This window comes from Kitasatospora sp. NBC_01302 (assembly GCF_035976515.1).
GTDB lineage: Bacteria > Actinomycetota > Actinomycetes > Streptomycetales > Streptomycetaceae > Kitasatospora.
This window is the reverse complement of record NZ_CP108404.1, coordinates 2,288,252-2,301,221: the sequence shown is the minus strand read 5'-3', so window position 1 is coordinate 2,301,221 and position 12,970 is coordinate 2,288,252. Positions and strand designations below refer to the sequence as shown.

Below are 12,970 nucleotides of genomic sequence, written 5' to 3'. Positions count from 1 at the left end.
GTGGCGCCGGGCCCGTGGGCGGCCCGGCTGAGCAGGACGGTAGGGGGGTTCCTTGTGGATTCCTTGTGAGTGGATCCCCGGCTCGGCTCCCGGCCGGACAGCTGGTCGGCCGGTCAGCCGGTCGCCCCGATCCAGTCCCGGCGGGCCGGCAGCGGCAGCGTCGGCGCGTCGGGGGAGGCCAGCAGCGGCAGCCGGACCTCGATGCGGCAGCCGCTCCCGGACGGCGGCGTCGCCACCCTCACCGCGCCCCGGTGCAGGGCCACCTGCTGGGCCACCAGGGTCAGCCCGAGGCCGGAGCCCGGGCTGTCCCGCCGGCGGTGGAACCGGTCGAAGACGGCGGCGCGCTCGGCCTGCGGGATGCCCGGCCCCGCGTCGTCCACGGTCAGCACCACCTGGTCGGCCTCCTGGCGCAGCGCCACCGCGATCCGCCCGGGGCGGCCGGGCTGCCGCCCGTGCACGGCCGCGTTGGCGAGCAGGTTGTCACAGACGATCCGCAGTCCGGCCTCCCAGCCGAACACCCGCGGGGCGCCGCCCGGACCGGCCGCCTCCGGCAGGTCGGTCATGATCTCCAACTCCGGGCACCGCCGCCGTAGTTCGGCCACTGCTGCGGTGATCTGATCGGCCGGGTCCAGCGGCCCGAAGGCCTCCTGCTCCACCAGATCGCCGCGGGCCAGCATGCGCAGCGCGGTGAGCAGGTCGAGCATCCGGCGGTGGTCGTTGCGCAGGTCGGCGAGGATCTCCGCGCGCTCGGCGGGCGGCAGATCGGGGTGGGCGGCGAGCACGTCCAGGTTGGTCTGCAGGCCCATCAGCGGGGTCCGCAGCTCGTGCGAGGCCGCCGCCGAGAACGAGCGCGCGGTCTCCAGCGCCCCCGCAGTGCGGGCCGCCTGCTCGTCGTACCGGGCCAGCGCCCCGGCCAGCGCGGCGGCCAGCTCGTCCACCTCGCCGATCCCGCTGTGCCGGTGGTCGAAGCCGGCCGCCCCGGCCTGCGGGTCGAGCGCGGCGGCGCGGCGCCCGAGCCGGCTGAGCGGGGCGGTGGCGCGCCGGGCCAGCCCGTAGGCGAGCAGGCCGGCGAGCGGCGCGGCCAGCAGGGTGACCAGGACGATCCGGCCCCGTACCGCGCTGACCTGCGCGGCCGTGGCGGAGGCCGGGACGGCCACCCAGAGCGTGCCCGGGTCGGCGCCGGTCACCGGGCGGGCCAGCACCCGCCAGGCCTGGCCGCCGGCGCGCACGGTCACCGGACCCGCCGCGTCGGTGGTGGCGGGCGGCAGGGCCGCGGCGGCGGGCAGCCGGCCCTCGGCGAGCAGCTGGGCGCCGCTCGCGTCGGCCACCTCGATCCCGACGTCCAGCGCGGCCCCCAGGACCTTCTGGTGCTGGTTCTGCTCGACCCTGGTGCGGCCCGCGTGGTCGGCGTTGAGGTAGGCGCGGACGTACGGCAGCTCCAGCTGCGCCCGGTCGCGCAGCTTCGCGTCCTGCTCGTTGCGCAGATCGTGGCTGACCAGGCCGAGCAGCAGCGCGCTGGTGCCCAGCACCAGCAGCGGCAGCAGCACGGCGGCCCAGATCGCGATCCGGGTGGCGAGCCTCATCGCACCGCCCCCGTCCCGTCGCCGCTCCCGTGGCCCGGTGCCGGGACCCGCAGCACGAACCCCACCCCGCGCACGGTGTGGATCAGGCGCGGACGACCGCCGTCCTCCAGCTTGCGGCGCAGATAGCTGACGAAGGTGTCGACCGCGTCGGTGCGCACCTCGAAGTCGTATCCCCAGACCCGGTCCAGCAGTTGGTCCCGGGTGAGGACCAGGCCGACGTTGCGGGCCAGGTGCTCCAGCAGTTCGAACTCGCGGCGGGTCAGGTGCACCGGCTCGCCGTCGCGGTGCACCTCGCGGGTGTCCGGGGCGATCGCGAGCGGTCCGACCCGCAGCACGCCGTCGGCCACCGGCGGGCGGCGGCGCAGCAGCGCGCGCAGCCGCAGCACCAGCTCCTCCAGTGCGAACGGCTTGACCAGGTAGTCGTCCGCCCCGGCCTGCAGACCGGCCACCCGGTCGGCCAGCTCGTCCAGGGCCGAGAGCATCAGGACCGGGATGTCGCTGCCGTGCTCGCGCAGCCGGCGGCAGACCTCGGTGCCGCTCAGGTCCGGCATCGAGACGTCGAGCACCAGCACGTCCGGCGGTTCGGCGGCGAGCAGCGCGAGGGCGGGCAGCCCGCCCTCGGCCGAGCGCACCGCGAAGCCGCTCAGCCGCAGGCCGCGCTCCAGCGAGCGGCGGATGGTGTCGTCGTCGTCGACCACCAACACGCGTCCCAGGGGCTGGGCGCCGGTCATCGGTGCTCTCCTCGTGCGTCGTGCATTCGTGCTTCGGGCGTCATGCTGTCGGGCGTCATGCTGTCGGGCGTCGTGCTGTCCTGCTGTCGTCCGTGCCCGGTGGGTCGGGCGACCGCCCAGGGTCGCAGGCCACCATGAGAGCGCTCTCAGGAAAGCCCGGCGCAACCGGAGCCGGGTGTCCCGGCGTCTGGGTGGGCAGACTGCCGCGTACGAGGACAAAGGGGGAGAGGAACATGGGCGTCATCAGTTGGATCGTGCTGGGCCTGCTGGCCGGGGCCATCGCCAAGCTGCTGCTGCCCGGGCGCGACCCGGGCGGCCTCATCATCACCACGCTGATCGGCATCGCCGGGTCGTTCGTCGGCGGCTGGCTCTCCGTGCGCTTCCTGCACCGGCCGGTCGCCCACCACTTCTACGACCCGGCCACCTGGGGCTCGGCCATCGCGGGCTCGCTGGTGCTGCTGATCATCTACCGGCTGCTCTTCGGCAACTCGCGGCGCTAGCCAGACCGTTGACAGCAAAGGACAGCGGGGGCGGGCCAGTGGGCCCACCCCCGCTGCGCCGTGGTGGTGGCCGTGCCGAGGTCGGGTCGGCACGGAGTTCAGCACCCGGTCAGCGCCGGGGCGAGGCGTTCGATCAGCTGGCGTTCAGCGCCGTGTCGTCGATCACGAAGCTGGTCTGCGCGGAGGAGGAGTTCTCCACGCCGCTGAACTTCACCGTGACGCTCTTGCCGGCGAACGCGGAGAGGTCGTAGCTCTCCTGGACGTAGCCGTTGTTGGCGTTCAGGTTGGAGAAGGTGGCCAGCGTGGTGGAGCCCGCCGTGACGGTCAGCTTGTCGGCCGCGGTCTTGCCGGTCTTCGCGGTGTCGATGTGCAGCCAGAAGCTGAAGGTGGCCTTGCAGCCGGTCGGCACGGTCACCGTCTGCGAGAGGGTGTCGGTGTGCGAGGCGCCGTAGCCGTCGAGCCAGGCGTCGTAGTTGCCGGAGTGGGCCGGCTCGTCGGTGGTGTCGCTGTTGATCACACCGGCGGTGGCGGTCCACGGCGAGGCGCTGCCGGTCTCGAAGCCGGGGTTGCCGAGCAGCTGGCCGGAGCCCGAGCAGCCGCCACCGGAGGTGGAGACGGTCCAGCCGAAGGTGGTGGAGCCGCTGGCACCGGTGGAGTCGGTGACGGTGACGGTCACCGAGTAGCTGCCCGCGGTGCTGGCGGTGCCGCTGATCAGGCCGGTGCTGGAGTTGATCGACAGGCCGGTGGGCAGGCCGCTGGCCGAGTAGGTCAGGGTCTGGCCGGAGGCGCTGTCACTGGCCTTGATCTGCAGGCTGGCCGCGCTGCCGGTGGCGGTGGACTGGCTGCCCGGGTTGGTGACGCTCACCGTGTTGCCGCCGGTGCTGCCGCCGGAGGTGAAGGCGGCGGTGCCGTTCGGGGTGCCCCAGCCGGTCGGGCCGTCGTAGCCGGTGCCCGCGGTGCACAGGTAGGTCGGCGAGCAGCTGCCGTTGCTGCCGCTGGTCACGTCGTTCAGCGCGCTGGTGTGCGCGTAGGGGTACGACGCCGGGTAGGTGCTCGCGGCCGGGGTGCCGGCCAGCGCGTACACCGAGGCGATGATCGGCGAGGAGGCGCTGGTGCCGCCGTAGACGTCCCAGCCCGAGCCGCCGTAGGTCTGGTAGACCGCGACGCCGGTGGCCGGGTCGGCGACCGCGGAGACGTCGGCGACGGTGCGCTCGCTGCAGCCGCTGTCGGTCTGCCAGCTGGGCTTCGGGTCGTAGGCCGAGCAGCCGGAGCCGGTGCCCTCGGTGCTGCTGGTGTTCCACACGCTCTCGCTCCAGCCGCGGGCGTTGGACGCCTTGGAGAGCGAGGTGCCGCCGACGGCGGTCACGTACTGCGAGGAGGCCGGGTACTCGGCGCCGTAGCCGCCGTCACCCGCGGAGACCGTGATGGCCACGCCCGGGTGGTTGAAGTACTGGCTGTCCGAGCTGGTGTCGGTGGAGTCCTCGGAGCCGCCGTAGCTGTTGGAGACGTACTTGGCGCCCTGCGCGACGGCCTGGTTGACCGCGGTGCCCAGGTCGCTCATGTTCGCCGAGGTGGCCTCGACCAGCACGATGTGGCAGTTCGGGCAGACCGCGCTGACCATGTCGAGGTCGAGCGAGATCTCACCGGCCCAACCGGTGTCGCCGGTCGGGTAGCTGGTCCCGCCGTTCTCGTCGACCTTCTTGAAGCAGCCGTTCGCCGTGGTGCAGGCCGGCAGCCCGTAGGTGGAGCGGTAGGTGGCCAGGTCCGACTCGGCGTTCGGGTCGTCCTGGGCGTCCACGATGCCGACCGTCTGGCCGGAGCCGGCCGAGGTGGGCAGGTTGTAGGCGCTGGCCAGGTCGGTCGGGCCGTAGCCGGAGGGGGCCGCGTTCGGGGAGATCACGTGCGGCTCGGCGACGTTCGTGCGTTCCAGGGCGAGACAGGCCATCTGGCCCGGGTGCGTCGGTGCCGCACAGGCCCGCTTGACCGCGACGTTGTCGCTCGTGCCGGCCGGTGCGGCGGCGTGGGCGGCGGGCGCGAGCAGGCCCAGGGCGACCAGGGTCGCCGACGGGAGCAGGGCGGTCAGCGCGCGCAGCCTGCGCGGGCGTGGACCGGCCGTGGGATTTGTGCGCAAGATTGAACCCTCCGTGGGGGTCGGGGCGTCGCCCGGCCGGTCCGGGGTGCGACTGGCGGTTGGGCGGGCCCGGTGCTGGTGGATCTCGGCACGTGCGGACGGCTCACGACTCGTGGCCGCGAGCCGGGGTACGCCGCGCACGGGCGCATGCCGTGTGCGGCGCAGGGGAGAAGCAACGCGCTGATCTGGACGACGCACCGGGCCGCCGACCGCGGACCGGGCACGTGGGTGGGGCAGTGAGCGCGCGAAACAAGGGGCCGCCGACCGTCCGGCGCCGCACGGCACCGCGCTGAGGTCAGCGGGGTGGCACGGTCATGACAGAAGAAGGCCCCACACCTGTCCCGCCGGTCAGGGCTGGGCTGGTGTGGGGCAGACGCTAGTGCGCGTTCACGTCAAGCGGCAAGGTGCGGGCAGCATCCTTTACCTGCCCGAAACGCTCAACTCACGGACCAACTGGAGTGGTTCGCGATCAACCTGATGACGGGCCGTCACTTCCCGGCGGTGCGCGGCTTCGACGCGGGGGCGTCCGGGGTGCCCCAGGGGCCGCGCAGGCCGGCGTGCAGCAGCGCCCACAGCGCCTCGAAGTCGGTCGCCGAGCGGCGCTCGTCGGCCCACTCGCCGGCGTAGCCGGGGTCGTGGAAGTGCGAGCCCGCCTGGAACACCGCGCGGGCCGTGGGCGCCACCGGCACCGGGCTGAACTCGCCCTGCCAGATGCCGTCCTGGATGATGTGCGCGATCTGCTCGGTGAGCGTCTGCAGGTGCGCGTCGACGGTGTTGCTGTGCTCGGCGACCAGGGTCAGATAGGTGGCGAACAGCTCCGGGTCGTCCAGCGCCTTCTTGCGCTTGGCGGCGAACAGGGTGCTCAGCCAGCGGTGCAGCCGCTCGCCGGCCGGGCCGGTCTCGATGCTGATCGAGTGCAGGCTCTCGTGCGCCTGGTCCAGCCAGCGCTGGGTGACGGCCTCGCGCAGCGCGGCCTTGCTGGGGAAGTGGCGGTAGACGCTGCCGTGGCTGACCCCGAGCGCGCGGGCGATGTCGACCACGGTGGCCTTGGCCGGGCCGAACCGGCGCAGCACGTCCTCCGCCGCGCTCAGGATCTGCTCGGGGGTGAGGGTGGTCTCGGGGGTCACGGAGTGCTACGTCCTTACTGGTCCGGCGGGTGGGTCGACGGCCCTGCCGGTCGGCCCCGGGGCGGGCTGCCCGGGGCCGACCGGTCGACTCAGTGCGCGCCGGGCGCGCTCCGCTCGCTGTCGAGGGAGGCCATCTGTTCGGCAGCGTACCGGTCGCCGGCCGCGGCTCCGGCCGGGACGGCCGCCTCGATGGCCGCGAGGTCGGCGCCGGTCAGCTCGATCCGCAGGGCGCCGAGCGCCTCGGCCAGCCGCTCGCGGCGCCGGGCGCCGACCAGCGGCACGATGTCCTGGCCCTGCGCGGCCACCCAGGCGATCGCCACCTGTGCGACGGTGGCGCCCTTGGCCTCGGCGATCCGGCGCAGCGCCTCGACCAGGGTGAGGTTGTGGGTCAGGTTCTCGCCCTGGAAGCGGGGGCTGTGGCCGCGGAAGTCGCCGCCGGCCATCGCCCGGTCGGCGCTCCAGTGGCCGCTGAGCAGGCCACGGGAGAGCACGCCGTAGGCGGTGACGGCGATGCCCAGCTCGCGGGCGGCGGGCAGTACCTCGGCCTCCAGCGAGCGGGAGATCAGCGAGTACTCGATCTGCAGGTCGCTGATCGGGTGGACCGCGGCGGCCCGGCGCAGGGTGGCGGCGCCGACCTCGGAGAGGCCGATGTGGCGCACGTAGCCGGCCTTGACCAGCTCGGCGATGGCGCCGACCGTCTCCTCGATCGGGACGTTCGGGTCGAGCCGGGCCGGGCGGTAGACGTCGACGTAGTCGGTGCCCAGGCGGCGCAGCGTGTAGGCGAGGGCGGTCTTGGTGGCGGCCGGACTGGTGTCGACGCCGATCCAGGAGCCGTCCGGGCCGCGCTGGGCGCCGTACTTCACGCTGAGCTCGACCGAGGCGCGGTCGCGTCCGCGCAGCGCCTGGCTGATCAGCAGCTCGTTGTGGCCCATGCCGTAGAAGTCGCCGGTGTCGATCAGGGTGACCCCGGCGTCCAGTGCGGCGTGGATGGTCGCGATGCTCTCGGCCTCGTCGGCCGGGCCGTAGAGGTCGGACATGCCCATCGCGCCCAGGCCGAGCGCGGAGGTGACGGGGCCGGTGCGGCCGAGCTTGCGGGTGGCGATGGCGGTCATGGGTTGCCTCCGGGGCGGTCGTGCTGGGTGCTTGCGATGACAACATTGGCATGACGGCTGACAGATTTCAATATCTGTCATCGGTCATCTGTCGAGTGTTATCTGCCATCACCCATCCCGACATGCGGAACTGTCGATCAATGCACAGTTCTTGACGCCCAGTCAGTCGATCCCTACCGTTTGCTTTTGCTCGGTATCGTTCGATTTACCGTGAGCAGCGCTCACAATCCCCCACGGCGAACCACGGGAGGACTGCACCTGATGCGCACCGACCCCCGCACCCCGCCCCTTCGCTCCGCCCGCCCTCTGGGACGCAGCGCCCCCGCCGCCGTCCTCGCCCTCTGCTTCGCGCTCTGCCTCGCGCTGCTGGTCGGCCGGGCCCAGGCCGCCCCGGCCCCGGCCACCCCCGCCGCCCCCGGGGCCCGCGCCGCGCTCGCTCCCACCGCCATCACCGTCGACGGCACCTCACCCGGCCGCACCTTCGACGGCGTCGGCGCGATCAGCGGCGGCGGCGGCAACTCCCGCCTGCTGCTCGACTACCCCGAGCCCCAGCGCAGCCAGATCCTGGACTACCTCTTCAAGCCCGGCTACGGCGCCGCGCTGCAGATCCTCAAGGCCGAGGTCGGCGGCGACACCAACTCCACCGACGGCGCCGAGTCCTCCATCGAGCACACCCGCGGCACCATCGACTGCAACAACGGCTACGAGTGGTGGCTGATGGAGCAGGCCAAGGCCCGCAACCCCGCGATCAAGCTCTACGCCCTCTCCTGGGGCGCCCCCGGCTGGATCGGCAACGGGAACTTCTGGTCGCAGGACATGATCGACTACCTGATGAGCTGGCTCGGCTGCGCCAAGCAGCACGGCCTGTCCATCGACTACCTCGGCGGCTGGAACGAACGCGGCTACAACGCCACCTGGTACGAGAACCTGCACGCCGCCCTCGCCGCCAACGGCTACGGCAGCACCCAGGTGGTCGGCGCCGACGACACCTGGGCCATCGCGACCTCGATGCGCTCCGACAGCGCGCTGAACGGCGCCGTCGACATCGTCGGCACCCACTACCCCTGCGGCTACATGTCCGCGATGACCAGCTGCAGCAGTACCGCCGACGCGCTGGCCACCGGCAAACCGCTGTGGGCCAGTGAGAACGGATCGGAGGACGCCGACACCGGGGCCGGCCCGATCGTGCGCGGGATCAACCGCGGCTACCTGGACGCCAAGCTCACCGCCTTCATCAACTGGCCGGTGGTCGCCGCCCTCTACCCCAACCTCGGCTTCAACACGATGGGCCTGGTGACGGCGAACCAGCCCTGGTCCGGTGCCTACGCGGTGGGCCGCAGCGCCTGGGCGATCGCCCAGACCACCCAGTTCACCGCGCCCGGCTGGCAGTACCTGGACACCGCCTCCGGCTACCTGGGCGGCAACCGCGCGAACGGCAGCTACGTCAGCTACGCCGCGCCGGACCGCTCGGCCTGGAGCACCGTCATCGAGGCGCTGGACGCCACCGCCCCGCAGACCGTGACGCTGAACGTCACCGGCGGCCTGCCCGCCGGCGCGCTGCACGTCTGGTCCACCGACTTCTCCTCCAACTACTCCACCGACCACCTGGTCCCGGGCCCGGACCTCACCCCGAGCGCCGGCGGCTACCAGCTGACCCTCCAGCCCGGCCACGTCTACACCGTGACCACCACCACCGGGCAGGGCGCCGGCACCGCCACCTCCCCGCAGCGCGGCCTGCTCGCGCTGCCCTACCAGGACAGCCTCGCGGGCACCGGGACCGGTCAGGAGGCCCGCTACTTCAGTGCCATGAACGGCGCCTTCGAGACCGAGCCGTGCGCCGGCGGCCGACCGGGCAACTGCCTGCAGCAGCAGGCCCGGACCACCCCGATCCGGTGGACCGACGAGACCGGCGACCAGCCCTACACCACCATGGGCGACCTGAGCTGGACCAACTACACGGTCAGTGCCGACGTCCTGCTGCAACAGTCGGGCACCGCCGAACTGCTGGGCCGGGTCGGCACCCAGGGCCGCAACAACGGCGGTCTGAACGCCTACAACCTGCGGGTCGGCGACAACGGCGCCTGGACGATCCTCAAGGACGGCCAGGGCTGGAGCTTCACCACCCTGGCCTCCGGCACCGTCGCCCCGCTCGGCCTGAACACCTGGCACCACGTCGAGCTGGGCTTCCAGGGCAGCACCCTCACCGCCCGGCTGGACGGCGTCACCCTGGGTTCCGTCACCGACAGCTCCTACGGCGCCGGCCAGATCGCGCTCGGCACCGGCGGCTACTACAACGCGCAGTTCAGCAACCTCGCCATCACCCCGGGCACCAGCACCGCGCTGGACGGCACCTACAACCTGGTCAACGGCAACAGCGGCCAGCTGCTGGACGCCTCCAACCAGGGCACCGCCGACGGCACCCCGATCATCCAGTGGACCGGCAACGGCGGCAGCAACCAGCAGTGGCGGCTGACCAGCACTGGGGACGGCTACTACACGATCACCGGCGTGGGCAGCGGCAAGGCGCTCGACGTGCCGAACATCACGACGGTGCCGGCCACCCAGCTCGACCTGTGGACGCCCAACGGCGGGACCAACCAGCAGTGGCTGGTGGTGCCGGCCGGCGGCGGTCGCTACACCCTGGAGTCCCGCTCGGACGGCGAGCTGGTCGACGTCTCCGGCGCCTCGCTGACCATGGGCGCCCCGGCCATACAGTGGCCGCCCAACGGCGGCGCCAACCAGACCTGGCAACTCGCCCCGGTCGGTTAGCGCGCGTCAGAGAAGCCCTGGGGCCTGTCCGGATCCGCCGGACAGGCCCCAGGCCGTGTCCGGGGCCGGTGGATCGGCGGGGGCGGGCCGGCTCCACGGCGGGGCCGAGGATTCGTTCACTTGTGGCGGTTCATCATGCCGAGGCGCCCCGGCAGGTCCATCGTGGGAGATGGCCGCTGTGAAGGGCCACCTCGCCGGGGAGCGAGGCGTTCTTCTAGGCTCACTTCGGCCTCCGCTGCCCGGAGGCCGGTGTCCACGGGGGGTTCCGCGCCTGCGGGGCCGCCGGATCGAGCAAGGAGGACGTATGCCGACCAGCCGTTCCACCGCACCACACTGCTCAATCGCACCAGGGGTTCTCCGTCCACCAACCACGTGGCGTGCCCGGCCGGCTCTCGACACGCTGAGTACGGACTGCCGCCGCGGAGGTGCCCGGTGAGCCAACGCGTGACGACCCCGCCGGCCGACCCCGCCTCCAGGACCGAGGCGCTGCCCGGTCTGCCGGGCACCCTCGCCGCCCAGGCCAAGGCGCGCTCCGCCGGCATCCGCCGCCGGTGCGCCGCGCTGGCCGCCATCGAATCGCCGAGCGGCGACGCGACCCGCCTGAACAACCTGGCCGAGGAGCTGTCGGCCGGCTACCGGGCCACCGGCGCCGAGGTCCGCCGGGTGCCGGGCGCGGCCGGCGACCACCTCCAACTGCACTGGCGGGGCCAGGACGAGAGCCTTCCGCATCTGCTCTTCGTCGGGCACCACGACACCGTCTGGCCTGCCGGCACGCTGGCGGACTGGCCGGTCAGCGAGCACGACGGCGTGCTCAGCGGACCTGGCGTGCTCGACATGAAGGCCGGTCTGGCCCTTCTCGAAGGCGCCTTCGCCCTCCTCGCCGACCTCGGCCTGCGCCCGTACCACTCGGTGCGGGTGGTGGTGACCGCGGACGAGGAGGTCGGCAGCCCGGACGGCCGCCGCGTGGTGGAGCGCCAGTTCCCCGGCGCCGCCGCCGTCCTGGGCCTGGAGCCGCCGCACGAGGACGGCCGGCTGAAGACCGCGCGCCGGGGCTCGACCCGGGTGCGGCTGACGGTCACCGGCCACGAGGCGCACGCCGGCAACCACCCCGAGGACGGCACCTCGGCGGTGGACGAGCTGGTGGACCAGCTGGTCGCGGTGCGCGACCTGGCCCACCAGCCGGGCACCGAACTCAACACCGGCCGGATCCGTGGGGGGACCCGGGCGAACGTGGTGGCGGGGCAGGCCGAGGCGGAGCTGGGCCTGCGCTTCTCCACGCCCGAGGCCCAGCGCAGCACGCTGGACAGCCTGGCCCACCTGACCGCGCTGCGTCCGGGCGCACTGGTGCGCACCGAGGTGCTCTCCAGCCGCCCCGCCTGGCCCGAGCGGGCCGGCGACAACGCGCTGCTGCACCACGTGCGCTCGCTGGCCGCCGCGCTCGGGCAGCAGGTCGACGGCGCCCCGGCGGGCGGCGCGGGGGACACCAACCTGGCCGGCGCCCGGGGTCTGCCCACCCTGGACGGCCTGGGCGCGGTGGGTGCCGGGCCGCACGCCCGCGACGAGCGCATCGCGCTGGACCAGCTGGCGCCCCGGCTCGCGCTGCTGACCGGGCTGCTGGCGATGCCGCTGCCCCGGCTGGGCGCGCGCTAGCCTCCCGCACCCCCGATCCCGAGGGCGGGCCCGGTTCTGCCGGGTCCGCCCTCGGGCGTTGTGGCAGGTGATCCGTCCGTGCTTGTCATCCGTAGGTCACTGGCTACACAATGGAACCGACCGAACGGTCAGTCGGGAGGATTTCTCATGGTTGAGTTGGCCGAGCGTTTCGAGGCGGTGGTCGACGCCGAGCAGCGGATCGAGCCGCGCGACTGGATGCCCGACGCCTACCGGGCGACCCTGATCCGGCAGATCGCCCAGCACGCGCACTCCGAGATCATCGGCATGCAGCCCGAGGGGAACTGGCTCACCCGGGCCCCCTCGCTGCGCCGCAAGGCGATCCTGCTGGCCAAGGCCCAGGACGAGGCGGGCCACGGCCTCTACCTCTACGCCGCCGCCGAGACGCTGGGCGTGGACCGCGCGGAGCTGACCGAGAAGCTGATCAGCGGGCGGCAGAAGTACTCCTCGATCTTCAACTACCCGACGCTCACCTTCGCCGACGTCGGGGTGATCGGCTGGCTGGTGGACGGCGCGGCGATCTGCAACCAGGTCCCGCTCTGCCGCTGCAGCTACGGCCCGTACGCGCGGGCGATGGTGCGCATCTGCAAGGAGGAGTCGTTCCACCAGCGGCAGGGCTTCGAGCTGCTGATGACCCTGATGCGCGGCACCGAGGGCCAGCAGCGGATGGTCCAGGACGCGGTGGACCGCTGGTGGTGGCCCTCGCTGATGATGTTCGGCCCGCCGGACGACGACTCGCCGAACACCGCGCAGTCGATGGCCTGGCGGATCAAGCGGCACACCAACGACGAGCTGCGCCAGCGATTCGTCGACATGACGGTTCCGCAGGCCCAGCACCTCGGCGTCACGCTGCCCGACCCCGCGCTGAGCTGGAACGAGGGGCACGGCGGCTGGGACTTCGGCGAGCCCGACTGGTCCGAGCTGCAGCGGGTGATCAAGGGCCAGGGGCCGTGCAACACCCAGCGGATCGACCGCCGCCGGGCCGCCCACGAGGAGGGCGCCTGGGTCCGCGAGGCCGCCGCGGCCTATGCGAAGAAGCGTGAGGAGTCCCATGTCTGACCAGTCCTGGCCGCTCTACGAGGTCTTCGTGCGCCCGCGGCGCGGCCTCAACCACGTCCACGTCGGCTCGCTGCACGCCGCCGACGACCGGATGGCGCTGCTCGCGGCCCGCGACCTGTACACCCGCCGCAACGAGGGGGTGAGCCTGTGGGTGGTCCGCTCGCAGGCGATCACCGCCTCCACGCCCGACGAGCGCGACCCGTTCTTCGAGCCCAGCGGGGACAAGGTCTACCGCCACCCCACCTTCTACGACATCCCCGAGGATGTCCCGCACATCTGACGGGGGCCCC

Annotated in this window: 10 protein-coding genes; 5 read left to right on the top strand and 5 right to left on the bottom strand. The window is 73.1% G+C overall.

Going from position 1 to position 12,970, the window contains the following annotated elements:
* Window positions 1-113: 113 nt before the first annotated feature.
* Both OG294_RS09565 and OG294_RS09560 read right to left on the bottom strand, forming a co-directional pair.
* Window positions 114-1,583: a sensor histidine kinase gene (locus OG294_RS09565; RefSeq protein WP_327066025.1), complete on the bottom strand. Its 1,470-nt coding sequence runs from the start codon at window positions 1,581-1,583 to the stop codon at window positions 114-116.
* A complete protein-coding gene (locus OG294_RS09560) occupies window positions 1,580-2,314 on the bottom strand; it encodes a response regulator transcription factor (protein WP_327066024.1) in 735 nt (244 codons plus the stop codon). The genes OG294_RS09565 and OG294_RS09560 overlap by 4 nt, the downstream gene beginning before the upstream one ends.
* A gap of 233 nt (window positions 2,315-2,547) precedes the next feature.
* Between OG294_RS09560 and OG294_RS09555 the strand changes: the two genes are divergently transcribed.
* A complete protein-coding gene (locus OG294_RS09555; RefSeq protein WP_327066023.1) occupies window positions 2,548-2,814 on the top strand; it encodes a GlsB/YeaQ/YmgE family stress response membrane protein in 267 nt (88 codons plus the stop codon).
* Between the two features lie 133 nt (window positions 2,815-2,947).
* Here the strand turns inward: OG294_RS09555 and OG294_RS09550 are convergent, their stop codons facing one another.
* The 3 genes from OG294_RS09550 to OG294_RS09540 all read right to left on the bottom strand — a co-directional run bounded on the left by OG294_RS09550 (window position 2,948) and on the right by OG294_RS09540 (window position 7,184).
* On the bottom strand, window positions 2,948-4,945 hold the full coding sequence (locus OG294_RS09550) for a putative Ig domain-containing protein (RefSeq protein WP_327066022.1): 1,998 nt from the start codon (window positions 4,943-4,945) through the stop codon (window positions 2,948-2,950).
* Between the two features lie 488 nt (window positions 4,946-5,433).
* Entirely contained in the window at window positions 5,434-6,072 is a 639-nt protein-coding gene (locus OG294_RS09545) for a TetR family transcriptional regulator (protein ID WP_327066021.1), read from the bottom strand.
* A gap of 89 nt (window positions 6,073-6,161) precedes the next feature.
* Window positions 6,162-7,184: an aldo/keto reductase gene (locus OG294_RS09540; protein ID WP_327066020.1), complete on the bottom strand. Its 1,023-nt coding sequence runs from the start codon at window positions 7,182-7,184 to the stop codon at window positions 6,162-6,164.
* Window positions 7,185-7,445: 261 nt separating this feature from the next.
* Here OG294_RS09540 and OG294_RS09535 point away from each other — a divergent pair, with 261 nt between their 5' ends.
* The 4 genes from OG294_RS09535 to paaB all read left to right on the top strand — a co-directional run bounded on the left by OG294_RS09535 (window position 7,446) and on the right by paaB (window position 12,960).
* Complete coding sequence (locus OG294_RS09535; RefSeq protein WP_327066019.1) at window positions 7,446-9,953, top strand: RICIN domain-containing protein; 2,508 nt, start codon at window positions 7,446-7,448, stop codon at window positions 9,951-9,953.
* A gap of 444 nt (window positions 9,954-10,397) precedes the next feature.
* Window positions 10,398-11,603 (top strand): M20 family metallopeptidase, encoded by a 1,206-nt coding sequence (locus OG294_RS09530; protein ID WP_327066018.1) that lies wholly within the window; start codon window positions 10,398-10,400, stop codon window positions 11,601-11,603.
* A gap of 147 nt (window positions 11,604-11,750) precedes the next feature.
* Window positions 11,751-12,680: a 1,2-phenylacetyl-CoA epoxidase subunit PaaA gene (paaA, locus tag OG294_RS09525; RefSeq protein ID WP_327066017.1), complete on the top strand. Its 930-nt coding sequence runs from the start codon at window positions 11,751-11,753 to the stop codon at window positions 12,678-12,680.
* Complete coding sequence (paaB, locus tag OG294_RS09520; protein WP_327066016.1) at window positions 12,673-12,960, top strand: 1,2-phenylacetyl-CoA epoxidase subunit PaaB; 288 nt, start codon at window positions 12,673-12,675, stop codon at window positions 12,958-12,960. Before paaA ends, paaB begins: the two co-directional genes overlap by 8 nt.
* Window positions 12,961-12,970: the final 10 nt, after the last annotated feature.

Coding starts and splice junctions, on each gene's coding strand:
- OG294_RS09565 (WP_327066025.1), bottom strand. CDS start 1,583: ATGAGGCTCGCCACCCGGATCGCGATCTGGGCCGCCGTGCTGCTGCCG.
- paaA (WP_327066017.1), top strand. CDS start 11,751: ATGGTTGAGTTGGCCGAGCGTTTCGAGGCGGTGGTCGACGCCGAGCAG.
- paaB (WP_327066016.1), top strand. CDS start 12,673: ATGTCTGACCAGTCCTGGCCGCTCTACGAGGTCTTCGTGCGCCCGCGG.
- OG294_RS09540 (WP_327066020.1), bottom strand. CDS start 7,184: ATGACCGCCATCGCCACCCGCAAGCTCGGCCGCACCGGCCCCGTCACC.
- OG294_RS09560 (WP_327066024.1), bottom strand. CDS start 2,314: ATGACCGGCGCCCAGCCCCTGGGACGCGTGTTGGTGGTCGACGACGAC.
- OG294_RS09555 (WP_327066023.1), top strand. CDS start 2,548: ATGGGCGTCATCAGTTGGATCGTGCTGGGCCTGCTGGCCGGGGCCATC.
- OG294_RS09535 (WP_327066019.1), top strand. CDS start 7,446: ATGCGCACCGACCCCCGCACCCCGCCCCTTCGCTCCGCCCGCCCTCTG.